The sequence below is a fragment of the Streptomyces sp. 549 genome (assembly GCF_030124175.1).
GTDB lineage: Bacteria > Actinomycetota > Actinomycetes > Streptomycetales > Streptomycetaceae > Streptomyces.
In genome coordinates, this window is record NZ_JASKMT010000030.1 from 40,627 (window position 1) to 64,100 (window position 23,474).

Below are 23,474 nucleotides of genomic sequence, written 5' to 3' on the forward strand. Positions count from 1 at the left end.
CCGCGGCCCCGGTGCGGCGGGCGGCGGCGGGCTCCGTCGGGGCCGTGACGGCCCGGCTCGGCCGGTCTACTTCTGCGTGCCGGAGGGCCCGCCGTCCTCGTGACGGCTGCCTTCGGGCGTGCCGCTGTCGGGCGTGCGCTCGGCGGCTGCGCCCCCGTCACCCCTGGTGCTCTCATCACCCTTGGCACCCCCCTTGGTGCCGCTGGCGCCCTTGGGGTCGTCGGCCAGCTTCTCCACGGCCTCCTTGGCCTTCTCGCTGCCCGTCCTGATGTGGTCGCGGTACTTGCCGCCGGTCTTGCTGTCGGCCATCGCCGCCGCCCTGTCCACGGCCTGGCCGACCTTGTCGTCGTGCTTGGCCAGCAGGTCCTTGGCCTTCTTCAGAAAACTCATCGCGCCACCTTCCGTAGTCCCCGGGTGCTAGGTGCGGGCGCCTTCGCCGGGCTCGCTGTCGGCGGCTTCGGCCGCCGACTGCTGCCGGGGGATGCCGGCACCATCCGACGCGGCCCCACCGGGCGAGGAGGCGTCACCGTCCGCCAGGATCGTATCGGCAGCGGCCGGCGTGTCACCCGCCGGAGCGGGCTGTGCGGCGGCCTCCGCGTCCCCGTCGGTATCCGCTGCCGGCTCCACCGCCGCCGGGCCGCCCTGTGCGGGGCGTGACGTCCTGCCGCGCCACCAGGAGAGAACACCCATGCCTTCTCCAACCTTTCGTGTGTCCGGTGTGAGCGGTGGCACGTCCGCGCCGCTCGGCGCCTCCGTGCGCCCGCTGCACCGGAAGATCTTGTTCCGCGGTACTCCGCGGCTTTCAAGAAGGGGGAACGAGGATGGACGGGGCGCGTCACGTCGCTCGTTCGGGCAGTGGCCGCGGAACGGGCGCCGGGCGACGGGCGGGCCGTGGCCGCTCAGGCCGGGCGGGTTGTCGCCATCGCCGTGACGTGGAGCGGCCCCAGCTCGGCCCGCCGGAGCTCGACGAAGCCGAAGCGGCGGTAGAGGGGGACGAGGGCAGGGTCGGCCGTGGTCAGGAAGCACCCCGCGGGGACCGCCGTGGCCTCCTTCGCCCGAGGGACCGCCGGATGCAGGGAATCCGCGAGTACGCGGTCCAGAAGGAACCCTCCCGCCCCGGTCCCGGCGCTCTCGGGCCGTACGCCGACGAACTCCAGCGTCCACGTGTCCGCCGGGGCCACGGCCTCGGTGAGCTGGAGATAGCGCAGGGTCCTCCACAGGGCCGGCGGGCCGCACCGGACGCCCGTCCGCGCTGTCCAGACCGCGCGGGCCGTCAGCGCGGGCACCGCCCCCGGGGGCGTGAGGACCGCGGCAGCGACCACCTGCCCGTTCGCGGCCGTGAGCGTGTACCGGCGGGCGGCGGGCAGCGTGGCGTGGGCCCGCAGCGTGGCGTCGAACCAGCGGGTCCGCGCCGACGTCGAGCTGCCGCAGATCCACGAGACCGCGGGCTCCCGGACGAAGGCGGCGGTCAGCACGCGGGCGCAGACGGAAGGGTCGGGGTCCGGGTCGATGCTCCACCGCCCGGCGGCCTCAACCACGGTCACCCCGCTCCAGCGGCGCCTCCGGGACGAGGTGGCAGACCAGCAGCTTGAGGAAGAACAGCGGCGCGAACCAACCGAGCACCGCGGGCACGTCCAGCCAGAACAGGTTGACCAGGACGGCCGCCATCAGGACGGCCATCGAGACGGGGCGCCTGAGGTGCAGCGGTGCGAACTCCACGAGGGCCGCACCGGCGAGCAGCAGCGCGGCGTTGACCAGCGTCCAGTGCCAGTCACCCGGCAGGACGACCAGCCCCATGGCCGCGAGGTGCCCCAGGTGGGCGCCGACGAAGAGCAGCCGCGCCCGCCGGGTCCCGGGGGCCGGGCGGTGGTACCAGCGCTTTGCCGCGTTCGTGGCGTTGGTGAGCACTCCGCCGACGAGGTCCAGGCCCACCAGCACCACCACGGCCAGCTGCAGCGCCGACCACGGGGGCCGGGCGTCCGAGGCCCACGCCCCGCCGGCCAGCAGCACGCCGCAGACGACGAGGCCGGCGACCTCCACCGCCGACTCCGCGCGCGTCTTGCCCGGTCCCATGAACCGCTGCAGGCGGCCGCTGAGCCCGGGGGGTGTCGCGGGTATGTCCCAGGCGATCCTCAGGTCAGTGCGCATCGGCGCTCCCCTCCTCGGTGACCGGTCCGGCCCCGCTCCACAGCCCGCGCAGCAGCTGCCAGAGCTGCGCGCCCTCCTCGTCCGCCACCGCGTCCCCGGGCGCGGGCGGAGAGGTCATGCGGGCGAGCGCCCACGCGTCGGCGGCCCGGACGACCGCCGCCGTCACCGTCACCAGCAGCCCGTGGTCCACGTCGGTTCGGACGATCCCCAGTTGCCGGCCGTTGGTGACCAGGTCGTCGAACCACTTCAGCCACGGCCCGTCACCGGTGTGCCCGATGGCCGCGTCGGCGAGGGCCAGGTCGTCCGGGTGGTCGCGCAGATGGGCCGCGAGCGCTCCGGCGCCCGCCTCCAGGCGGGCCCAGAACTCCGCCCGGCCGCTCGCCGGGACCCAGGGGCCAAGGGTGTGGAGCAGCCGCAGGAGGACGTCGTCGAGCACGGTGGAGAGCAGGTCCTCCCGGCCGTCGAAGTAGTGGTAGGCCGCGGTCTTGGAGAAGCCCGCAGCTTCGATGATCTTGTTGTAGGAGGCGGATTCGGTGCCGTGGTCGGCGAAGTGGCGGCGCGCCACGCGCAGGATCTGCTCCCGGCGCTCGGCGGGCAGGCGGTCGAATCGGGGCAAGGGCATGAACCCAAAGTACACACCACTGGGATGTACCACCAGTACCCTCCCGAGGGAAACGGGACATCGCCTCACCAACCGCCCTCTGGAAGACTGCTCCCGTGAAGAACGCACCCTCCACCCCCCGGGTCATCGCAGTCGTCGGCCCCACCGCGGCCGGAAAGTCCGACCTGGGCGTCGCCCTCGCCCAGCGGCTGGGTGGTGAGGTGGTCAACGCCGACTCCATGCAGCTCTACCGGGGCATGGACATCGGCACCGCCAAGCTGACGCCTGCCGAGCGCGGCGGCGTGCCGCACCGGCTGCTCGACGTGTGGGACGTCACCGTCGCCGCCAGCGTCGCCGAGTACCAGCGCCTCGCCCGCGCGGAGATCGACCGGCTGCTCGCCGAGGGCCGCCACCCGGTGCTCGTCGGCGGCTCCGGCCTCTACGTGCGGGGCGCGGTCGACGCCCTGGAGTTCCCCGGGACCGACCCGCAGGTGCGGGCCCGGCTGGAGGAGGAACTCGCCGAGCGGGGCAGCGGGCCGCTGCACGAGCGGCTGGCGTCCGCCGACCCGCAGGCGGCCCGCGCCATCCTGCCCAGCAACGGCCGCCGCATCGTCCGGGCCCTGGAGGTCATCACGATCACCGGGCGGCCCTTCACCGCGAACCTGCCGGGGCCCGGGGCCGAGCAGGGCGCGTACGACACCGTGCAGATCGGCGTGCGGGTGGAGCGTCCCGAGCTGGACCGCCGTATCACCCGGCGGGTGGACCGGATGTGGGAGTCGGGCCTCGTCGAGGAGGTGCGCACGCTGGAGGCCGGCGGGCTGCGCGAAGGACGCACCGCGGCACGGGCGCTGGGCTACCAGCAGGTGCTGGCCGCACTGGCCGGGGAGTGCACGATGGATGAGGCCAGGGCGGAGACCGTGCGGGCCACCAAGCGCTTCGCCCGCCGCCAGGAGTCCTGGTTCCGGCGGGACCCGCGGGTGCACTGGCTCAGCGGCGACAGCGGCTGTGACGGCGGTGGCTCGGATCGTCTCGCGGCGGACGCGCTGTCGCTCGTCGAACGACCGGTCACAGCCTGATCACGTGATGGCATCGGGACGCTTCTGACGGCGCTGGCAGGCGGTTGAGCGTGCCATCATCGACGCTCAGCCGCAATGCCGTGAGCCGTAGGTGGGAGGGTGCGTGGCGATGGAGGCCGGCCCTCGTGACAGCGACGACCCCGTCCTGGAACCGCTGGACGACGGCCCCGCAGATTCCGCTCCGGGCGACGAGTCCTACGGTGAGCTGCGCCCGCCGCGGCGCCTGCGCATCTGGCAGCTCGCGCCCATCGTGGCGCTGGCCGCGACGGGTTCCCTGATGTTCGCGTTCCCGCTCGCCTTCGAGTTCGGGGACGGCGGGGCCGTCGTCGCCATGCTCGGACTGCTCATCAGCTTCTGCGCGGCGGGCTGGGGCATGATGGCGGCCCGGCGGGTCGGCCTGACCTGGCCCGGTCTGGCGCCGCGCGGCTCCGGCGACCGCACCGACTGGCGCATGGTGCTGCTCTACGCCGTCATCGTCACCACGCTCGTCGCCCTCGCCGTGTGGCGGGTGGCCCGGCTCCGCTGACGCCGCGTCGCCGGCCCCGGCTCCGGCGGCTCCCGTACGATCGGAACCGTGAGCACCGCAGCGCAGCCCCTCGCCTTCCTCAAGGGCCACGGCACCGAGAACGACTTCGTGATCCTTCCCGACCCCGACGGCCTGCTCGACCTGGACGCCGCCGCGGTGGCCCGGCTCTGCGACCGGCGGGGCGGCCTGGGCGGCGACGGCCTGCTGCGCGTGGTCCGCTCCGCCGCGCATCCCGAGGCGCGGCAGCACGCGGACACCGCCGAGTGGTTCATGGACTACCGCAACGGTGACGGCAGCGTCGCCGAGATGTGCGGCAACGGCGTCCGCGTCTTCGCCCGCTACCTGCTGCACGCCGGCCTCGCCAAGCCCGGGGAGCTCGCGGTCGCCACCCGCGCCGGGGTGCGCCGGGTGCAGGCCGGAGCCGGAGACGGGCAGGTCACCGTCGCGATGGGCCGCGCCCTGCTGCCCGCGGGCGAGGTACGGGTCACCGTCGCAAGCCGCACCTGGCCGGCCCGCAACGTCAACGTGGGCAACCCGCACGCGGTCGTCTTCGTCGACGACCTCGCGCACGCCGGCCGGCTGCTGGACGCACCCGCGGTCCAGCCCGCCGACGCCTACCCGGACGGCACCAACGTGGAGTTCGTCGTCGACCGCGGGCCGCGGCACGTCGCGCTGCGCGTGCACGAGCGCGGCTCGGGCGAGACCCGCTCCTGCGGCACCGGCGCCTGCGCGGTCATGGTCGCCGCCGCCCGCCGCGACGGCGCCGACCCTGCGGTGGACGGCACCTCCGTGACGTACACCGTCGACGTGCCGGGCGGACGCCTAATCATCAGCGAGGACCCCGACGGGGAGATCCGGATGACCGGGCCCGCGGTCATCGTGGCCGAGGGCACGTTCGACCCGGCATGGCTGGCCGCCGCGTGACGCGTGTCCTCCGGCGCCACGCCCGGGGCCGGCTCGCTCGAACGGGTGATCCGCACCACGGTCCGCAGGAGCCGGTCGGACAGGCGTGATGTGGTCGGTAGCATCAGGCAACTGACGGTGCGACACCTCGAAGGAGGCTGCCCATGAGCGCGGTCACCAGCCTGCGCAAGCTCAGCCGGGCAGCCCTGCGGGGCACCGCCGCCCGGGGCGGCCTGCCGCACGCCATCGAGCACGTCGCCCAGGCCCACCGCGCTCACCACCCCGGTGCGGACCTCGGAGCACTGCGCCGCGCGTACCTGCTGGCCGAGTCCTCGCACCGCGGGCAGATGCGCAAGAGCGGCGAGCCGTACATCACGCACCCGCTCGCCGTCACCCTCATCCTGGCCCAGCTCGGCGCCGGCACGACCACGCTCACCGCGGCCCTGCTGCACGACACCGTCGAGGACACCGACCTCACCCTGGAGCAGGTGCGGGACGGGTTCGGTGAGGAGGTGGCCTACCTCGTCGACGGCGTCACCAAGCTGGAGAAGGTCGAGTACGGCGCCGCGGCCGAGTCGGAGACCTTCCGCAAGATGCTCGTCGCCACCGGCAACGACGTCCGCGTCATGTCGATCAAACTCGCGGACCGCCTGCACAACATGCGCACCCTCACCGTGATGCGCCCCGAGAAGCAGGCCCGCATCGCCAAGGTCACCAAGGACGTGCTCATCCCGCTCGCCGAGCGGCTGGGCGTGCAGGCGCTCAAGACGGAGCTGGAGGACCTCGTCTTCGCGATCCTCCACCCCGAGGAGCACGCCCGCACCCAGGCGCTGATCAGCGCGCACGCCGCCGAGCCCGACCCGCTGGAGACCGCCGCCGACGCCGTCCGCTCGGTGCTGCGCGAGGCGCGGATCACCTCCACCGTGCACATCCGGCCGCGGCACTCCCTCTCCGTGCACCGGGCCTCCGTCCGCCGCGGTGTGCTGGGCCCCTGCGACTTCGGGCGCCTGCTGATCCTCGTCACCGAGGACGCCGACTGCTACGCGGTCCTCGGTGAGCTGCACACCTGCTTCACACCGGTCATCTCCGAGTTCAAGGACTTCATCGCGGTACCGAAGTTCAACCTCTACCAGTCGCTGCACACCGCGTTCGCCGACGCGGAGGGCCGCGTCGTGGAGGTCCTCGTCCGCACCCGGCGCATGCACAGCGTCGCCGAGGCCGGGGTCATCGCCCTGGGCGACCCGCACCGCACGACCGGCCCGGACGAGCCGGTCGCCGAGGGCGAGCGCGCCGACCCCACCCGACCGGGGTGGCTGTCCCGCCTGCTGGAGTGGCAGAGCCACGCACCCGACCCAGACACCTTCTGGGCCGAGCTGCGCGACGACCTCGCCCAGGACCGCGAGATCACCGTCTACTGCGCCGCGCCGGGAAGCACCGCCGACTCCGCGACCCTGCACCTGCCCGCCGGTGCGAGCTGCGTCGACGCCGCCTACGCCCGCCACGGCGCGGACGGCCACCGCTGCGTCGGCGCCCGCGTCGACGGCCGGCTCGTCGCACTGGGCACCACGCTGCGCGACGGCGACGCGCTCGAACTGCTGATGGCCGCCGACGGCGCCTCGGGGCCCTCGCCGGAGTGGCTGGACCACGTCCGCACCCCGGCCGCCCGTATCGCGATCCGCCGCTGGCTCGACACCCACCCCGAGAGCGGCACCGCCGACCGCCAGCCCGACTCCCTCCCGCCGGTACCCGGCGACGCCGCGCCGCGCCAGGACCGGGCAGTGGCCGGGGCCGCCGAGAGCGCCGCCGTCGCGGTGGGGCTGCCGGGCCGCCAGGTGCGGCTCGCCCGCTGCTGCACACCGGTGCCGCCGGACGCGGTGGCCGGGTTCGCGGTGCGCGGTTCCACCGTCACCGTGCACCGGGAGACCTGCGACGCCGTCGCCCGGATGACCGCGGCCGGCCGCGACGCGCTGCCGGTCCGCTGGCAGCCCGGTGACTCCGGCTGCCGGGTCACGCTGCTCGCCGAGGCCTTCGGCAGACCGCGGCTGCTGGCCGACCTCACCGAGACCATCGCCGTGCAGGGCGCCGCCGTGATCGCCGCCGACGTGGAACCGCCCCGGCAGCAACGTGTGCGGCACACCTACACGCTGCACCTGCCCGACGCCACGGGACTGCCGGCGCTGATGCGCGCCATGCGCAACGTGCCGGGCGTCTACGACGTCATCCGCGCCACCCGGCCCGTCGTCTGAGCCCCGTCCGTCTGAGCCCCGTCCGTCTGAGCCCCGTCCGTATGGCCCCGTCCGTATCGGCCCCGCCTGCTGAGCCCGGATGCCTGCCCCGGCGGGTTGCGGACCCCGGCCGGGTGTACCGGGCCGCGGCCTGATGGGCCGATCAGGTGGGCCGCTGACGTGCCGCCCGCTCGGGCACCCCGGCGGCTGGTAGCGGTGGACCATGGTCACCCCCCGCAACGGTGCCGCGCTGCGCCGCACCGCCACCGCCACGGCGGTCGCCGTCACCTCGCTCGCCCTGATCGCCGTGGCGGTCCCGGCGCCCGAACCGCTCGGCATCGGCGACCGGCTCTTCCCCCACCTCGGCAATCCCGGTTACGACGTGCTGACCTACGACATCTCGCTGCGCTACAGCGGCGACAACACCGACGACCTCCAGGCGCGCACCCGCATCAAGGCCGAGGCGACCGGTGACGCGCTCGACACGTTCAACCTCGACTTCTCCGAAGGACGCGTCCACTCGGTCCGCGTCAACGGCGGCGCGGCCGAGTCGGTCCAGGCGGGGGAGGACATCGTCGTCACCCCGGCCGAGCCGGTCGCCGCCGGCAGCACCTTCACCGTCGACATCCGCCACACCAGCCCCACCGAGGGGGACAAGCCCACCGGCTGGATCCGCACCCGGGACGGCCTGGTCCTCGCCAACCAGGCCGACGCCGCCCACCGGGTCTTCCCCGGCAACGACCACCCCTCGGACAAGGCGCTGTTCACCTTCCGCATCACCGCGCCCCAGGAGTACACCGCCGTCACCAGCGGGCGTCCGGTCATCCGCACGGTCCGCGGCAAGAACCGCACCTGGACGTATCGCACGGCCCAGCCGATGGCCACCGAACTGGCCCAGGTGGCGATCGGGCGGTCCACCGTCGTGCACCGCGACGGGCCGCGCGGGCTGCCGCTGCGGGACGTCGTGCCGAGCCGGCACCGCGACAAGCTGGAGCCGTGGCTCGCCCGCACGCCCCGGCAGCTGGAGTGGATGGAGCAGCAGGTCGGCGACTACCCCTTCGAGACCTACGGCGTGCTGGCCGCCGAGGCCGACTTCGGCTTCGCCCTGGAGACCCAGACGCTCTCCCTGTACTCCCTGGACTTCTTCACCAACCCCGGCTATCCGGACTGGTACCGCGAGTCGATCATGGTGCACGAGCTGGCCCACCACTGGTTCGGCAACAGCGTCAGCCCGCGGCGCTGGAGCGACCTGTGGCTGAACGAGGGCCACGCCACCTGGTACGAGTGGCGCTACGCGGAGGAGGTGGGCGGCCTGGCCATGGAACGCCGGGTGAAGGCCGCCTACCAGGCGTCCGACGAGTGGCGCCGCAGGTACGGGCCGCCGGCGGCGCTGAAGGCGCCGCAGAGCGACGACCGCATCAGCATCTTCCAGCCGATCGTCTACGACGGCTCCGCGGTCGTGCTCTTCGCGCTGCGGCAGCGCATCGGCGCCACCGCCTTCGACAAGCTGCAACGCGAGTGGGTGGAGCGGCACCGGGACGGGGTGGCCGGGACCGCGGACTTCGTCGACCTGGCCAACGAGGTGTCCGGCCAGGACCTGACCTCGTTCCTGCACGAGTGGCTGCACGGCAGCACCACGCCGCCGATGCCCGGACGCCCCGACTGGGCCGCCGGCGGCACCGGCCCGTCGGCCGCCCCGGGTGGCCCGTCCGGCGGAGCGGCGGCCCCCGGCGGGCCTGCGGGCGCCCGGGAACTGGAGGACGCCGCCGCCCGGGCCGCCGGCGAGCGGCGGACCGGGGAGTAGGGCGCCGGAGTGGGTGCGGGCGCGGGAATTCGGATGACCGCCGCCCGGTGCCGTGCGACCATCTCAGGGTGCGGACGGCGCCGGGAATGTTCCGCGGAACGACGGCGTTGACCCCGTACACGAACCACTCCATCGACGTGAAGGATCCAATGACCTCCTCTTCTTCTCTTCCGCACCCAGGCCAGCGCATCGCCGAGTCGAACCGCCGAGCCGACGCCCTGATGGAAGAGGACGTCGCGTGGAGCATCGAGGACGGCGAGGAGCGTGACGGCGACCAGCTCGACCGCGCCGACCGCGCCGCCCTGCGCCGGGTGTCGGGTCTGTCCACCGAACTCGAGGACGTCACCGAGGTCGAGTACCGGCAGCTCCGCCTGGAGCGTGTGGTGCTGGTCGGCGTCTGGACTTCCGGTACCGCCCAGGACGCCGAGAACAGCCTCGCCGAACTGGCGGCGCTCGCCGAGACGGCCGGCGCGCTCGTCCTGGACGGCCTCGTGCAGCGGCGGGACAAGCCCGACCCGGCCACCTACATCGGCTCCGGCAAGGCACTCGAACTGCGGGACATCGTCCTGGAGACGGGCGCCGACACCGTCGTCTGCGACGGTGAGCTCAGCCCGGGCCAGCTCATCCACCTCGAGGACGTCGTCAAGGTCAAGGTGGTCGACCGCACCGCCCTGATCCTCGACATCTTCGCCCAGCACGCCAAGTCCCGGGAGGGCAAGGCGCAGGTCGCCCTGGCCCAGATGCAGTACATGCTGCCCAGGCTGCGTGGCTGGGGTCAGTCGCTGTCCCGCCAGATGGGCGGTGGCGGCTCCGGCTCGGCCGGTGGTGGCATGGCCACCCGCGGTCCCGGTGAGACCAAGATCGAGACGGACCGGCGACGGATCCGCGAGAAGATGGCGAAGATGCGCCGGGAGATCGCGGAGATGAAGACCGGCCGCGAGATCAAGCGCCAGGAGCGGCGCCGCCACAAGGTGCCGTCGGTGGCCATCGCCGGTTACACCAACGCGGGCAAGTCCTCGCTGCTCAACCGGCTCACCGGTGCCGGCGTGCTGGTGCAGAACGCCCTGTTCGCCACCCTGGACCCGACGGTCCGCCGGGCCGAGACGCCCAGCGGGCGGCTCTACACCCTGGCCGACACCGTCGGCTTCGTCCGGCACCTGCCGCACCACCTGGTCGAGGCGTTCCGCTCCACCATGGAGGAGGTCGGCGAGTCCGACCTCATCCTGCACGTGGTCGACGGCTCGCACCCGGTGCCCGAGGAGCAGCTCGCCGCGGTACGCGAGGTGATCCGCGAGGTCGGCGCGACGGACGTGCCGGAGATCGTCGTCATCAACAAGGCCGACGTGGCGGACCCGCTGGTCCTCCAGCGGCTGCTGCGCAACGAGAAGCACGCCCTGGTGGTGTCCACCCACACCGGGCAGGGCATGGACGAGCTGCTCGCCCTGATCGACAACGAGCTGCCCAGGCCCGAGGTCGAGCTGGAGGTCCTGGTGCCCTACACCGAGGGCGGCCTGGTCTCCCGCGTGCACGCGGAGGGCGAACTGCTCTCCGAGGAGCACACCGGTGAGGGCACGCTGCTCAAGGCACGTGTGCACGAGGAGCTGGCCGCCGAGCTGCGCCAGTACCTTCCCGCCCGCGGCTGACCCGCAGTCCACCGGCAGAGCCCGCACCCCTTCGGGGGGCGCGGGCTCTGCCCTTTTGCGGGCTCTGCCCGCCGTGTGCGGCACGCACACCGGTTACGCTCCTCGGCGGGCAGGCACCGGACGGGAGTGTGCCGTGCCCGGTGACGAGGGGGAGCGATGCACGGGGAACAGCCCGCGTGGTGGGCGCGACTGGCGGGGGCCGGCAGAGGTCGGGCGCACGATCGCAGGCGGCCGCGACGGCAGAAGGAGCGCCGCCGCCTGGACGCGCTCGCCGAGGCAACCGGGCCGCTGCCCCAACCCGTCGGGTGGAGCGCCGGTGTGGGCAGCCACCTGCTGGCCGTCCTGTGCTGCGTGAACCTGGCTCTCATCACCGCCAGTTCGGTGCACCTGTACGAGGTCTCGCTGAGCGGCACGCCCCGGCTGGTGTTCGGGGCGATGTTGGTCGCCACCTGGCTGCACTTCGCCTGCTCACTCGCCAACTGGTCACTGGCGGCGGGCCGTTCCGGTGTCTGGGTACGCAACGCCTGGGGCACGCGGTTCCTGTCCTGGCAGGACTTCACCCGCGTCAAGTCGGTGTACCTGGGGGCCGTGGTGGTCGGTGACGGCGACGGTGACCGGGACCGCACGGTGGGCAGGTTCCTCCCGGGCCTCCTGAGCCGCCTGCTGCGCAGGCCCGACGAGGCGCGGCGGGCGGCCGACCTGCTGACGCTCATGAAGCGCCACCCAGAACTGCGACCACCGCAGGACAGCAGCCCGGCCGATCTTGCGCCGTCCCGCCGCCGCTGGGTGGTGCTGCTCGCCGCAGCCCTCCTGGGCGTCGCGGTGCTGTGGTCCGGCCGCTGACCCGCCGCTCGCGGCACGCTCACCCCCTCGCGCGTCCCGCTGAGGGCCGCCGTTAACCCGCTCCGAAGAGCGGGTTAACATATGAGCACCGCCTAGCTCGAAAGATAAACCTGTGACTGTCAACGAAGACGCGTTCACCAACTGGAAGCACCGCGAGGAAATCGCGGAGTCGATGATTCCGATCATCGGGAAGCTGCACCGGGAACGGGACGTGACAGTCCTGCTCCACAGCCGCTCCCTGGTGAACAAGTCGGTGGTCAGCATCCTCAAGACCCACCGCTTCGCCCGACAGATCGCCGGTGAGGAACTCTCCGTCACCGAGACGATGCCGTTCCTGCGGGCCCTCACCACGCTCGACCTCGGCTGCTGCCAGGTCGACCTCGGCATGCTCGCCGCCCTGTACAAGGCCGACGACCGAGGGCTCAGCGTCGAGGAGTTCACCGCCGAGGCCGTCGCCGGCGCGACCGGCGACCAGAAGATCGAGCGCGGCCAGCCGCGGGACGTCGTGCTCTACGGCTTCGGCCGCATCGGCCGCCTGCTCGCCCGCCTGCTCATCGAGAAGGCCGGTTCCGGCAACGGCCTGCGGCTGCGCGCCATCGTCGTGCGCAGGGGAGCCGGGCAGGACATCGTCAAGCGCGCCTCGCTGCTGCGCCGCGACTCCATCCACGGCCAGTTCCAGGGCACCATCACCGCCGACGAGGCGACCAGCACGATCATCGCCAACGGCAACGCGATCAAGGTGATCTACGCCGACGACCCCTCGGCGGTGGACTACACCCGGTACGGCGTCAAGGACGCCATCCTCATCGACAACACCGGCAAGTGGCGCGACCGCGAGGGGCTGTCGCAGCACCTGCGGCCCGGCATCTCCAAGGTCGTCCTGACCGCGCCGGGCAAGGGCGACGTGCTCAACGTCGTGCACGGCGTCAACCACGACATGATCAAGCCGGACGAGCAGATCATCTCCTGTGCCTCCTGCACCACCAACGCCATCGTTCCGCCGCTGAAGGCCATGGCGGACGAGTACGGCGTGCTGCGCGGGCACGTCGAGACCGTGCACTCCTTCACCAACGACCAGAACCTGCTGGACAACTACCACAGCTCCGACCGCCGCGGACGCTCGGCGCCGCTGAACATGGTCATCACCGAGACGGGTGCCGCCTCCGCCGTGGCCAAGGCGCTGCCGGACCTCAACGCGCGGATCACCGGCAGCTCGATCCGCGTTCCCGTGCCGGACGTCTCCATCGCGATCCTCAGCCTGCGGCTCGCCCGCGAGACCACGCGCGAGGAGGTCCTGGACTACCTCCGCAAGGTGTCGCTGTCCTCGCCGCTGAAGCGTCAGCTCGACTTCATCAGCGCCCCGGACGCCGTCTCCAGCGACTTCATCGGCTCCCGCCACGCCTCGATCGTCGATGCCGGCGCCACCAAGGTCGAGGGCGACGACGCCATCCTCTATCTCTGGTACGACAACGAGTTCGGCTACTCCAGCCAGGTCATCCGCGTCGTCCAGCACGTCTCCGGCGTGGAGTACCCGACCTACCCGGCGCCGGTGGCCTGAGCCACGGCGTACCCGGCCCCCGGCGAGGCCGTCAGCGTCGCCGGGGCCGGGACGGGGCCGACGCCTGCCATCCGAAAGACCTCGACAGGCTCTACGCCCTTCGCCGCCCATTTCTGACCACGTTCCGCCGTCTCGATGAGCTCGTCCTGGAAGCCGTCGGGCAACGCCTTGAACCGGATCAGGCGGTGATCGGGTGCCGGCACCCGATCACCGCCTGGCGGCCAGCACTGCCGCAAGGCTCTCTTGCAGATCTTGGACGAAGTAGTCGGGTACCTCCAGTGACGGAAAATGTCCCCCGACTTCGGGCGACATCCATCGGACGATCTGCCGGTACCGCTCCTGGGCCCAGGGGCGCGGGCACTTCTCGATGTTGCACGGATACATGCTGATCGCTGACGGGACGTCGACCCGAAGTTCGGGGTCCAGCGAGTTGTGGCTTTCGTAGTAGATGCGGGCCGCCGATGCGCCGGTCCGCGGACCGCCGCCCAGCTCGACCTCGCCAGGAAGCTGAGGGAGTCGATTCACGCCGCCGCGACAGCGGCCGCGATCCAGGACGCTCTCCCTGCGTCTGCTGTCCAAGCCATCAATGACTGCAGCACTCAGGGTCGGGCCGCGGCGATCCTGACGCCCGAGGGCAAGCGGCGATGGCGGCTCAGCTCGGCTGCCAGTGTGGAGGATGCCCTCAGTGTGATCGCCGCCGACGCGATCAGCCTCATCGCAGGCGAGCGAGACGGAAAACTGGCCCTGTGTGCATCAACGACCTGCCGAGCCGCCTTCTTCGACGCCAGTCAAAGTCGCACCCGCAAGTGGTGCGACATGAACACGTGCGGGAATCGTCAGAAGAAGGCACGCTTCATTGCCAATCAGCGCAAAAACCCCAGATCGACGAAGTGACCGTTACCTCGGTGCGTGCAAGTGGGCCTCGGAGGTGGCGCAACCGTGGACCGGCCCGTCGGCCACTCGCCCCCTGGACCTGTCCGACAGGCCGCAGCCGCGCCCCCGAGTCGGGGGTGGCGTAGGCGATGCGGGTACCGTCATCCGCCCTGAAGAAACCGGATCGTCCGGCGGTCGGCACCACCCGGTCCCGGTGCTCGACCAGAGTGGGGCTGCAGAGCCACGACACAAGTGGCGCTTGGAACTTGCTGCGGGACGCCCGCCGACCCGCGCTGTTAACGTCGTCAACGAATGTCTGCGTTGATAGTGGGTGGTGTGCTGTGTACGGTTGCCGTATGACGGACACCCCCGCCCGACAGGCCGGCCCCCTGGTCACCGGGTCCGAGATCGCCAGGCTGGCAGGCGTCACCCGGGCCGCTGTCTCGAACTGGCGGCGACGCTACGACGACTTCCCGAGGCCGGCAGGAGGCGGTGCCAACAGTCCGCTGTTCGACCTGGCTGAGGTGCAGACCTGGCTGGACGGGCAGCGCAAGGGGCAGGAGGTGTCCGTGGAGGTGCAGCTGTGGCAGGCGCTGCGCGGCTCCTACGGCGACGACACGCTCAGCGGGCTCCTGGACGTCGCCTGCCTCCTTGCCGAGGGAAAGGGCCCCGCGGAGCTTCCGGCGGACGTCGACCGGCTCGCGCGGGAACTGGCCGGCAGCGGTGGTGCGGGCGAGGCGGTGAGCGCCCTCGCCGAGCGCTTCACCGACTCCGTGCGCCGAGCCGGGTCGGACCAGACCACCTCACCGCGCATCATCCGTGCCGTACGCCACTTCGCGGGTGAGGTGGCGTCCGACGCGACCCTCTTCGACCCGGCCTGCGGCATCGGTAGCCTGCTGCTGGCTGTCGGTCCTCGGCAGGGGCCGAAGCGCTACGGCCAGGACCTTGACGCCCGCAGCGCCCTATTCGCGCAGTTGCGGGCCGACCTCACCGGGTACACCGGGGTCGGTGTCGTCGCGGGGGACGCCCTGCGCGAGGACCGGTGGACGGATCTCAGGGCCGACCTGGTCATCTGCGATCCGCCGGTCGGCGAACCCGACTGGGGGCGTGAGGGTCTGCTGCTCGACCCGCGCTGGGAGTTCGGCACCCCCTCCCGCGCCGAGGGCGAGCTCGCCTGGCTGCAGCACGCGTATGCGCACACCGCGCCCGGCGGTCGTGTCCTCATGGTGCTGCCCGCCTCGGTGGCCTACCGCAAGGCGGGTCGCCGGATCCGCGCCGAACTCGTCCGGCGGGGCATCGTCACGCAGATCACCGCCCTCCCGTCGGGCTCGGCGTCCTCGCACGCGCTTCCGGTCCACCTCTGGCACCTGCGGCGACCACGGACCCCGGAGGACAGCAGCACCAGCGTCCGCATGGTCGATCTGACGGCGGGCGATCCGGACGGCTCACTCGAACCGGGCCCCGACCGGATGGCGGAAGTCCCCCTGGTCGATCTGCTCGACGATGCCGTGGATCTCACGCCCGGCCGTCATGTCGAGGACTCCCACCGCGACTACGCGGTCGAGTACCAGACCCTGCGGCAGGAACTGGCCGAGCAGGTGCGGATGTTGGCGGAGCTGCTGCCGGCGTTGGCCGCGGGCGACGGCCCCAGCTCACTGGAGGGCCCCACCGTCAGCGTCGCCGACCTCGCGCGTGCGGGGCTCGTCGAGTACGGCGACCCGGAGCCGGTCTCCATCAGCGACCAGCTCGACACCGACTACCTGCAGGGCTTCCTGCGCAGCGCGGCCAACACCCGGCGCTCCACGAGCGCCAGCGGCACCTTCCGGCTCGACGGCAAGGGCGCCCGCATCCCCCATATGGACATCACCGAGCAGCGGCGGTACGGGATGGCCTTCCGCGCGCTGCAGGAGTTCGAGCAGCGGGCGCGGAGGGTGGTGGAGCTGAGCCAGGACGCGGCGACACTGGCACGGGACGGACTGGGCAACGGCGCGCTCACCCCGGAGAGCTGACGGGGAGCGTCGCGGTGCTCGCCCGGTACAACGGCGCGCTCACGGCACGAACGAACTGGCCGACCCGCTCCACGTGACGGTCAGGGCCTCCCGCGCACGTGTGCACGCCACGAAAAGCAGGCACCGCTCCCGCAGCAGGTCCGAGTCGCGTTGCAGCGCGTCCACGTTCGCCGGTGTCATCTCGCGCGCGAACGGCACCGCGCTCGCCGTCACCCCCAGGACGGTGACGCAGCGGAACTCCAGCCCCTTCATGGCGTGCATGGTGGCGAGCCGCACGCCGTCCACGCCGGGCCCGGGGGTGTCCCTGACCCGGACCACCGGAATCCCGGCCGCGGTCAGCCTGTCGTACGCCTTGTCGAGCAGCACGTTGAAGCGGGCGCACACCCCGATCTCCGACGGCCGGATGCCCTGGCTGATCCAGCCCTCGACACGTTCGACGAGCGCCGTGACCTCTGCCTGCTCCGAGCCGTACCCGTCCACGTGGGGCCTCCGGCCGTGCAGCAGGGAGCGGTACCCGGCCAGGTTGTCGCTGCCCTCACCGCCCAGGTCGTCGACCGACACCGGACTGAGGATGCCGGTCGACCAGCCGAGGATCTCCTCCGTGGAGCGGTAGTTGATGCGCAGGCGGTGGCTGCGGCCGGCCACGGAGATGCCCAGCGAGCCGAGCGACACCTTCGAGTCGTAGATGCGCTGGTGCGGGTCGCCGGTGAGGAACAGGTCGTCGCTGCCGGGCGCCACCGCGCGGCGCAGGACACGCCACTGCGCGGGGTGCAGATCCTGCGCCTCGTCGACGACGACGTGGTCGTGCGTGGGGGACGACCCGGCCAGGAGGTCGGCGGCGCGCGCGCACACCCCCAGGTGCGTGGTGGCCTGCTGGGCACGCAGCATCGACTCGAACAACTCGACAGCCGACCACGGAGTCGGTGCCGCGCGTGATGTGCAGGACTGTCGCCCGGATGCCGAGGTGATCGACGGCCTGCGCGAGCCGGGTGTCGTGGGTGAAGACGATCACCTGCCGGTCACGGGCGCAGGCGTCGAGTACCCGGGCCAGTCCTTCGACCTTCTCGGGATCCATCGACTGCACCGGGTCGTCGATGACGAGGAACCCGAACGGGCTTTCCGCGTGGGTTGCGCGCGGCAGGAACAGGGAGAGCGCGAGGGAGTGCAGCTCCCCCTGGCTCATCACGCTGTACGCAGGGGCCGCCATGTCGTCCACGGAGACATCGAGAACGACCCTGCCGCGCCCGGGAGTTCCCGCGAGAGTGACCGACCCGAGGCTCACGCTGCTGTGCTCGCACAGCAGCCGCCAGACCTCCTGGGACCGCAGGGCGAAGGGACGCAGCCGTTCGTTGCGCAGCTCGTCGATGATCGGTCGCAACCACGCGCGGGCCTTCCGCGCATGCGGGAGGCGGGCGCGGGCCGCCTCGGCGGCCTCCGCCACGCCCAGCCACTCGGCGAGCCGCACGGCTACCGGCTGCCACGCCTCGTTGTGGTCGGAGAGCCGCCTGATGTGGTCCTCCCGCACCTGCCGACACGCGTCGTCCAGGACCGCCGCCGCGCGCTCGGCCCGGTCCGCCAGTTCCCGCGGGTGAGTGATGTCCCGGCACAGCGCCCACTCCTGCCAGACCGGCACAAGCGGGGTGTCCTCGTCGCGCAGCCACACCGGAACCGGCTGTACAAGATCGTGGACCGCCCGCAGGGTGGTCGCCACGGCCTCCCGGGCGGCTTCGGCAGCGACCGCCTCCGCCTGGAGCCGCTCCATGTCGGCCCGTGCCTGAACAGCCCACGCCCCGTCGAGCCGGTTTTCACTGCCGCAGACCGGGCAGTCCGTGTTCCCGGAACGGCCATGGTGATCCAGCGCCGCACCCAGCAGCCGGGCCAGACGGCGGGAGTCCTCGGCACTGCCGTACCGGGCTTCCTCGGCGTCGGCGGCGGCCTCCCGCAGCCGCGCAACGGCTCCGCTGACCTCCCGAAGGTCCGGCCCTGCGAGGCTCGCGTACAACCGGAGCCTGGAGAGTGCGGCCTCGGACGCCGGTGAACGGCTCTCCAGCAGCGCCCGCACCCGTACGAGATCCGGTGTGGTGCCGGACAGTGCTGATGCGGCTTCACGGGCCTTGGGGTCGTCGCTTCCGGAGAGGTCGTCGAGGAGCTTCGCAGTGAGGGCCTTCCCAGCCTTGTCCGCCTTGTCGTATTCGCTCACGGCGTCCCTGGCTCGAGCGTCGAATTCGGCGAGCAGTTCAAGCCCGAGAAGCCTGAAGAAGGCGTCGTGCAGGTTGCCGAGCGTTCCGTTGATCATCGAGCCGAGCTCGCTGTACGGCAGGAAAGGCCTGGCCAGCTCCAGTGCGCCGCCATCGAGGACCTCCTCCAACTTCCGCTCCGAGCCGTCCTGTGCCTCGACCCGTGTCAGTGCTTCCTCGAGCTTCATTCCGTGCCAGGTTCGCCGCACGGTGACGGCTTCGGCTGCCTCTCCCACCGACAGTTCAACGCAGACCTCGGGGGTGACCTCGGGACTGTGGAGGTTGCGCCAGCCCTTCTGCCAGTCACCGGCCCGCCGTCCCTCCCAGCGGGAGTTGCGCCCCGTGATCGCGGTTTCGGCGGCCTCAGCGAAGCTCGACTTGCCGGACCCGTTCGGCCCGGCGACGACTACGAGGCCGGGCCCCGGCGGCAGCTTGAGCGTGGCCGGGGGCCCGATACCGCGCCAGCCGGCCGCGGTGATGGAACGGAGCTGGACGGGACCGGTCCGCCCCCCGCTGCTCCCGACCTCCTCCGGTAGCAGTTCGATCAACAGATCCCGCGCTTCAGGGGTCAAGCCGGCGTCGGCGAGGCGGCTGAGAAGGAGCTCGCGAAGCGAGCCTGCGGTGTCAGGAGGGGTCTCGGAGGACTGGTGGCTCATGTTCGGTTCCTTGGTGCCGGGCGCGACGCAGGAGCGTGGGTCTCGGTAGCGGCTCCAAGCCGGCAACTGTGTGCATCTTCGGCGCTGTTGCTAACGTTGCCCGGCAGTCGGTGATCGGAACGGGGGAGACGATGACGTTCGGCGACGAGTGGGCCCAACTGGTCTCGGAGGCACGGCAGCGCCAGTCCGAGGGGACGAGGCTCAACCAGTTGGAGCCGGGATCCGGCAGCAACGCTGGTGGCGAGAGCGACAAGGATCTGGTGGTCACGCAGGACGATCTCGGGGCGGTCGGCCACGAGGCATTCCTGCTCCACGGCGAGCTGCACAAAAAGGCGGACATCGCAGGTGCGGGTGCCGACCGGGACGGCGCGGGCTCCACCGCGCGGGCGGCCAGGGAACTCGCCGATCGCAACCTGGCCATGGGCGGCGAGCTCTACACCACGCTGTCGGTGTGGAACGCACAGGTGAAGACCGTCCTGCAGATGTGTGCCCACATCTCGAACCACCTGGACTACTCGAAGAAGCTGCACGCCAACGAGGACGCGGCAATCGCGGCTTCCTTTCGCCGCCGGGACGGGAGCGCCGTGCCGGCCTCCGAGATCTCCACCTACGTGCGCTGACGGGACGGTGTTACATCGATGGGCGCTTTCACCTACTCCGACCTCATCGCGCTGGACCTCGGCAGGCTGAGCACCGCCGTCACCGACTGGAAGGCGATGGCCGGGAACCTTGCCACGCTTCAGACCGACGCCAGGGACGGTCTGCTGAAGAAGTCCGAAGCGGCCCGCTGGAAGGGCGTCAACGCGGCTGTGACCAGGGACTTCGTGCGTAAGACCGCCAAGGAGTTCGGTGACTTGCACAAGGAGGCCCAGAGCATCCACGCGGTACTCGCGGACGCCCACACCGAGCTTTCACAGATCCAGAAGAAGGCGAAGGCCCTGACTGACGAGGCGCGGAAGGGCGACCCGGGCAGATCTCCCGACCCTGACCCCGGCCTGCTCGTGACGGACGGCGGGAACGGGACGGTGAAGGTCATGGAGGCGGTGTGCGACGTGGAGGGAACCTCGCAGCGCACCAAGGACAGGATGCAGTGGTACGCCGACACCCTCACCGGTCTGGTCTCCCACGCTGCCGAGGTAGATGCCGCGGCCACCCGCGCCCTGCGCAAGTCCCACGGCGGTGATCCGCACAACGCCGGCCACGCGTCGTACACCTCGCTCGATGAGGACCAGCTGCCGCGTGCGATGAAGCTCGCCTCGCTCGGTGAGGATGCGAACGGCGGGCAGCGGGCCGAGCTGCGGCGGCTCTGGCAGTCGCTGAGCCCGGAGTCGCGTGCCGAGCTGTGGAAGGCGCGCAAGGAGGATCTGCTGGCAGCCGGACTGCTCACTCCCACGGTCAAGCAGATCGCGCCTGACAGGGGCTCGGGGCGGTATGGGGCGGAGGAGCCCACCTTCACCGAACTCATGACCAAGGACAAGATGAGGATGCTCGCCTCTGGCTCAGACTGGAAGGGCCTGAACGATGCCTCCCGGCACATGCAGCACTACCTCGAGAACACGGGAGAGCCGTTGGACCTCCCCGTGGACAAGATGCTGCATGACGACGAGGGGCTCCGTGTCCATGCCGAGCTGGCGATCCGTGAGAAGCAGGACGAGTGGCGGGAGCAGGCGCTGGAGGAGTTCCGGCGCAACGGCGGCCGACCCGTCACTTTCTCCGTGGAGACCGGTAACAACGACTACAGCTTCTCCCAGGACACGCAGGAGAACTGGTTCTACGCGATCGGCTCCACCCGTACGAACGTCACCGGCGTGGTGACCGTGGCGCCCGGCGCCGACGGCGTGCCGAAAGTCGGGCTCGACTACCAGGTCAACGCCTGGGACCGCTACAACTGGGACGAGGGGAAGGGCGTCGGCATCGGCCCGCTCAGCATTCCGGACGGCCAGCCCGGGCGGCTTCACACCACCGGACTGGCCCAGGAGTTCGACATGCAGGGCAGCAGTTCCCCGAAGCACTACGATCTCGGCTCTGAGACGTCGAGCAGCGACCCGCTGCCCGCGCCGGACGATCCCGGCCGCGAAGGCACGAGGCAGGACCCGGGCAGAGAGAGGACAAAGCGTTGAGCCGACCGACCACGGCAGCTCCGGCACCGAAGCGGACGCGCCGGCCGGCGAGCGTGTACAGGGTGATCATCGTCCTCGGTGTGGTGTTCGCGGCCGTGGCTGGGGGCGTCGCAGCCGTGGCACTGCTCGCCGACCGCACTCTCTCCGAGACGGCGGCCAAGGACAAGGAGTGCTGCTGGGAGAAAGGCGTCACTCCCGCCGGCCTCAGCGAGCGGATCGGCATCAGAATCCCTGAGAAGGCCACGGACCCGAAGGCCGGGGTGAAGAGCAACTCCCGCTACGACACCGGAATCCTGGCCTTCACCCTGCCCGAGGACACCGCGAACGACTACCTAGCCCGGATGGTGCCCGAAGGTACCAAGATGGTTGCCAACATCGCTCCCAAGCACGACGCCTACAAGGGGGACGCCCCGTTCACGCACCTGGGGCTGACGGAGCCGGAGACGATCAGCTCGAACCTGGTGCGAACCGCTCTCTGCCCCGAGGACACGGAGACCCCGGAAGGCAAGCATCTGCGTAGCTGCGTCACCATCTACGCCCATGGGTTCGAACCGGGCAGCACGAGGATCTACGTCAGGTCGAGTGGCGGCGTGGGCCAGTAGCGCCGCCAGGAGCAGGGCACGTGCCAGCGGCTGCTCACGCTCTCGGCATCACAGATGCCCTGCTGGCCTACGTGGCCTTCACCGCGGACACGGCTAGGTCCGGCGCTGCCGACAGGCTGGCGTGTGCTGTCCGTGTGAGTTTCGAGGGCGCAGGGCTGCCGTTGGTCGGTAGCCTTCCTGCGCCCCGCGACGCAATGGCCTCGGGCTCGCGGCCTACCAGCATTCCAACTGTCGCTCGGCCGGGTTCCCACGAGGAAGAAGCGCCTCGTGGGAACGTGAGTTCAGGGCCATCAGCTTGTGCGTTGTGCGGTCGACGAAAAAGACGAACGCTTTGGCAGTGTCGGTGAAGGCCGCTGCCGGGCGGCTGATACCGGCCGTCGTGATCACGATGAGCCGCTTGGGTGCGTCCTCACCGGCCGCCGCAGCCAGTCCGTTGAGCCGCTGAACCTCCGAAGTGGACAACTTGTTGGACCGGCTGTGCCATTCGATGTGGAATGCCTCCGACCGGATGGGCTGATCGGCATCCCCTTGTTCGAGATCTCCGAAGCCGAGTGCCGTCAGCTGCTCAAAAACCGTGTCAGTGATGTGCCGAGGGTCGGCCGGGCGCCGCGGTGCCCTCGGCGCGGAAACGTCGGCGAGCTGGCCGAGATCGGTGTCGATGTCCGCCGGCCACTCGGGCAGAGCGGGCTCATCTGCGAAGAGGGCCTCCTGCCGCGCCGACCTGCGCTCGATGGAATCCGGTCTTGCGTGCCCGGTCGGCTCGTACGGCACGGACACCTCCAGGTCCCAGGTCTCCAGTCCCTTCGAGCACGTCGGCGATGTCCACCACCGACGCGGCCGTACGGGGTACACCCGGCGCGGGCCGGGTGCTGCGCCACAGGTTCCAGGCCAGATCGACACAAGCCCAAGCCCCGCGTTCCGCGAGGTATACATCCACCAGCCAGCCGAGGGCGGGCTTGACTGAGACGCGTACCAACGCGTCGGGGAACTCGGCCTCGACGAAGCTGCCGTCGCGTTCGCGCACGATGTCGAGTTTCGGCGAGAGGCGAGGGCCGTACGGGAGGTAGCCGTTGCCTGCTGCCACGCGCCGTACTCGCACACCCCGTGCGTCCAGGAGGTCGGCCAGCTCGGTCATTTCGGACGGCTCGCTCTCGTTCCAGCGCCACGGTGTGGCAACCGGTACGCCGGTGAGGTGCGAGGATGCCACGGCGTGCAGGGCGTCGACGAGTACCTCGTCGGGCGTGTCCGGCGGCCAGATCGACGGATCACTGTTCAGCACCGGATCCACGACCGTCCAGACGATCGTGTGCCCCATGCGCACCTGCGACAGAGCGACCGACTGCTTGCCAGACAACGTGACCTTCAGATGCATCAGCAGGTTCGCGTCGTCGAAGTGCACCCGGTCGGCCAGCTCGGGATGACGGCCGCACAGGACCTGTTCCAGACGCTTGAAGTGCAGGTGCCTGCCGAAGGCGGCGACGATGTCACCGGGTGGGAAGGGCAAGGGACACTTCTGTCGAGTACTCGTGGTGCGGAAGGGCGCCGTAATCCGTTGTCGGAGCGTAGGACGACCGGATGCCGTCACTCAGTGGACGTTAAGTCCGATCTTCCTCGGTTCGTGATCGCTCGATCGTGTGACTGATCGCTGGC

19 protein-coding genes and 4 pseudogenes are annotated in these 23,474 nt (G+C 71.3%); 13 read left to right on the top strand and 10 right to left on the bottom strand.

What is annotated here, in order from left to right:
• Positions 1-66 precede the first annotated feature (66 nt).
• The 5 genes from QNO07_RS24030 to QNO07_RS24050 form a co-directional block, all read right to left on the bottom strand.
• A complete protein-coding gene (locus tag QNO07_RS24030; RefSeq protein ID WP_283994438.1) occupies positions 67-390 on the bottom strand; it encodes an antitoxin in 324 nt (107 codons plus the stop codon).
• A 27-nt stretch (positions 391-417) separates the two neighbouring features.
• A complete protein-coding gene (locus QNO07_RS24035) occupies positions 418-690 on the bottom strand; it encodes a hypothetical protein (protein ID WP_283994439.1) in 273 nt (90 codons plus the stop codon).
• A gap of 209 nt (positions 691-899) precedes the next feature.
• Positions 900-1,544: an N-acetyltransferase gene (locus QNO07_RS24040; RefSeq protein WP_283994440.1), complete on the bottom strand. Its 645-nt coding sequence runs from the start codon at positions 1,542-1,544 to the stop codon at positions 900-902.
• Positions 1,531-2,148 (bottom strand): hypothetical protein, encoded by a 618-nt coding sequence (locus QNO07_RS24045; RefSeq protein ID WP_283994441.1) that lies wholly within the window; start codon positions 2,146-2,148, stop codon positions 1,531-1,533. The genes QNO07_RS24040 and QNO07_RS24045 overlap by 14 nt, the downstream gene beginning before the upstream one ends.
• Entirely contained in the window at positions 2,138-2,770 is a 633-nt protein-coding gene (locus tag QNO07_RS24050; RefSeq protein ID WP_283994442.1) for a TetR/AcrR family transcriptional regulator, read from the bottom strand. The genes QNO07_RS24045 and QNO07_RS24050 overlap by 11 nt, the downstream gene beginning before the upstream one ends.
• Before the next feature lie 95 nt (positions 2,771-2,865).
• Here QNO07_RS24050 and miaA point away from each other — a divergent pair, with 95 nt between their 5' ends.
• From miaA to QNO07_RS24090, 8 genes are all read left to right on the top strand, one after another.
• The gene (gene miaA / locus QNO07_RS24055) at positions 2,866-3,825 is read left to right on the top strand and encodes a tRNA (adenosine(37)-N6)-dimethylallyltransferase MiaA (protein WP_283994443.1); all 960 of its coding nucleotides are present in this window, start codon (positions 2,866-2,868) and stop codon (positions 3,823-3,825) included.
• Between the two features lie 109 nt (positions 3,826-3,934).
• Entirely contained in the window at positions 3,935-4,351 is a 417-nt protein-coding gene (locus QNO07_RS24060) for a hypothetical protein (protein WP_283994461.1), read from the top strand.
• Between the two features lie 48 nt (positions 4,352-4,399).
• Positions 4,400-5,275 (top strand): diaminopimelate epimerase, encoded by an 876-nt coding sequence (gene dapF / locus QNO07_RS24065; protein ID WP_283994445.1) that lies wholly within the window; start codon positions 4,400-4,402, stop codon positions 5,273-5,275.
• A gap of 143 nt (positions 5,276-5,418) precedes the next feature.
• Complete coding sequence (locus QNO07_RS24070; RefSeq protein ID WP_283994447.1) at positions 5,419-7,500, top strand: RelA/SpoT family protein; 2,082 nt, start codon at positions 5,419-5,421, stop codon at positions 7,498-7,500.
• A gap of 202 nt (positions 7,501-7,702) precedes the next feature.
• Positions 7,703-9,283 carry a M1 family metallopeptidase gene (locus tag QNO07_RS24075; protein ID WP_283994449.1) on the top strand — a complete coding sequence of 527 codons (1,581 nt, stop codon included), beginning with the start codon at positions 7,703-7,705 and terminating at the stop codon, positions 9,281-9,283.
• A gap of 149 nt (positions 9,284-9,432) precedes the next feature.
• Entirely contained in the window at positions 9,433-10,926 is a 1,494-nt protein-coding gene (gene hflX / locus QNO07_RS24080) for a GTPase HflX (protein WP_283994451.1), read from the top strand.
• Positions 10,927-11,082: 156 nt separating this feature from the next.
• The gene (locus tag QNO07_RS24085; RefSeq protein WP_283994452.1) at positions 11,083-11,769 is read left to right on the top strand and encodes a hypothetical protein; all 687 of its coding nucleotides are present in this window, start codon (positions 11,083-11,085) and stop codon (positions 11,767-11,769) included.
• Positions 11,770-11,881: 112 nt separating this feature from the next.
• The gene (locus QNO07_RS24090) at positions 11,882-13,327 is read left to right on the top strand and encodes a glyceraldehyde-3-phosphate dehydrogenase (protein WP_283994453.1); all 1,446 of its coding nucleotides are present in this window, start codon (positions 11,882-11,884) and stop codon (positions 13,325-13,327) included.
• 207 nt (positions 13,328-13,534) lie between these two features.
• Here the strand turns inward: QNO07_RS24090 and QNO07_RS24095 are convergent.
• Positions 13,535-13,801 (bottom strand): annotated as a pseudogene (locus QNO07_RS24095) (epoxide hydrolase); the annotation flags it as partial.
• A 3-nt stretch (positions 13,802-13,804) separates the two neighbouring features.
• On the opposite strand from QNO07_RS24095, the pseudogene QNO07_RS24100 reads away from it, so the two are divergent.
• Together QNO07_RS24100 and QNO07_RS24105 are read left to right on the top strand one after the other, a co-directional pair.
• A pseudogene (locus tag QNO07_RS24100) lies at positions 13,805-14,221 on the top strand (CGNR zinc finger domain-containing protein); the annotation flags it as partial.
• A 335-nt stretch (positions 14,222-14,556) separates the two neighbouring features.
• Positions 14,557-16,209 (top strand): N-6 DNA methylase, encoded by a 1,653-nt coding sequence (locus tag QNO07_RS24105; RefSeq protein ID WP_283994455.1) that lies wholly within the window; start codon positions 14,557-14,559, stop codon positions 16,207-16,209.
• A 39-nt stretch (positions 16,210-16,248) separates the two neighbouring features.
• Here QNO07_RS24105 and QNO07_RS27600 read toward each other — a convergent pair.
• Positions 16,249-17,124 (bottom strand): annotated as a pseudogene (locus QNO07_RS27600) (3'-5' exonuclease); the annotation flags it as partial.
• A 79-nt stretch (positions 17,125-17,203) separates the two neighbouring features.
• Positions 17,204-19,102, bottom strand: a pseudogene (locus QNO07_RS24120) (AAA family ATPase); the annotation flags it as partial.
• Between the two features lie 131 nt (positions 19,103-19,233).
• Here QNO07_RS24120 and QNO07_RS24125 point away from each other — a divergent pair.
• From QNO07_RS24125 to QNO07_RS24135, 3 genes are all read left to right on the top strand, one after another.
• Positions 19,234-19,722 carry a hypothetical protein gene (locus tag QNO07_RS24125; protein WP_283994463.1) on the top strand — a complete coding sequence of 163 codons (489 nt, stop codon included), beginning with the start codon at positions 19,234-19,236 and terminating at the stop codon, positions 19,720-19,722.
• Between the two features lie 18 nt (positions 19,723-19,740).
• On the top strand, positions 19,741-21,222 hold the full coding sequence (locus QNO07_RS24130) for a hypothetical protein (RefSeq protein WP_283994456.1): 1,482 nt from the start codon (positions 19,741-19,743) through the stop codon (positions 21,220-21,222).
• A 62-nt stretch (positions 21,223-21,284) separates the two neighbouring features.
• Positions 21,285-21,824 (top strand): hypothetical protein, encoded by a 540-nt coding sequence (locus QNO07_RS24135; RefSeq protein ID WP_283994457.1) that lies wholly within the window; start codon positions 21,285-21,287, stop codon positions 21,822-21,824.
• A gap of 213 nt (positions 21,825-22,037) precedes the next feature.
• On the opposite strand, the gene QNO07_RS24140 is transcribed toward QNO07_RS24135, so the two are convergent.
• Together QNO07_RS24140 and QNO07_RS24145 are read right to left on the bottom strand one after the other, a co-directional pair.
• On the bottom strand, positions 22,038-22,595 hold the full coding sequence (locus QNO07_RS24140) for a hypothetical protein (protein WP_283994458.1): 558 nt from the start codon (positions 22,593-22,595) through the stop codon (positions 22,038-22,040).
• Positions 22,513-23,328, bottom strand: coding sequence for a hypothetical protein (locus tag QNO07_RS24145; protein ID WP_283994459.1), 816 nt, complete (start codon positions 23,326-23,328; stop codon positions 22,513-22,515). The genes QNO07_RS24140 and QNO07_RS24145 overlap by 83 nt, the downstream gene beginning before the upstream one ends.
• Positions 23,329-23,474 lie beyond the last annotated feature (146 nt).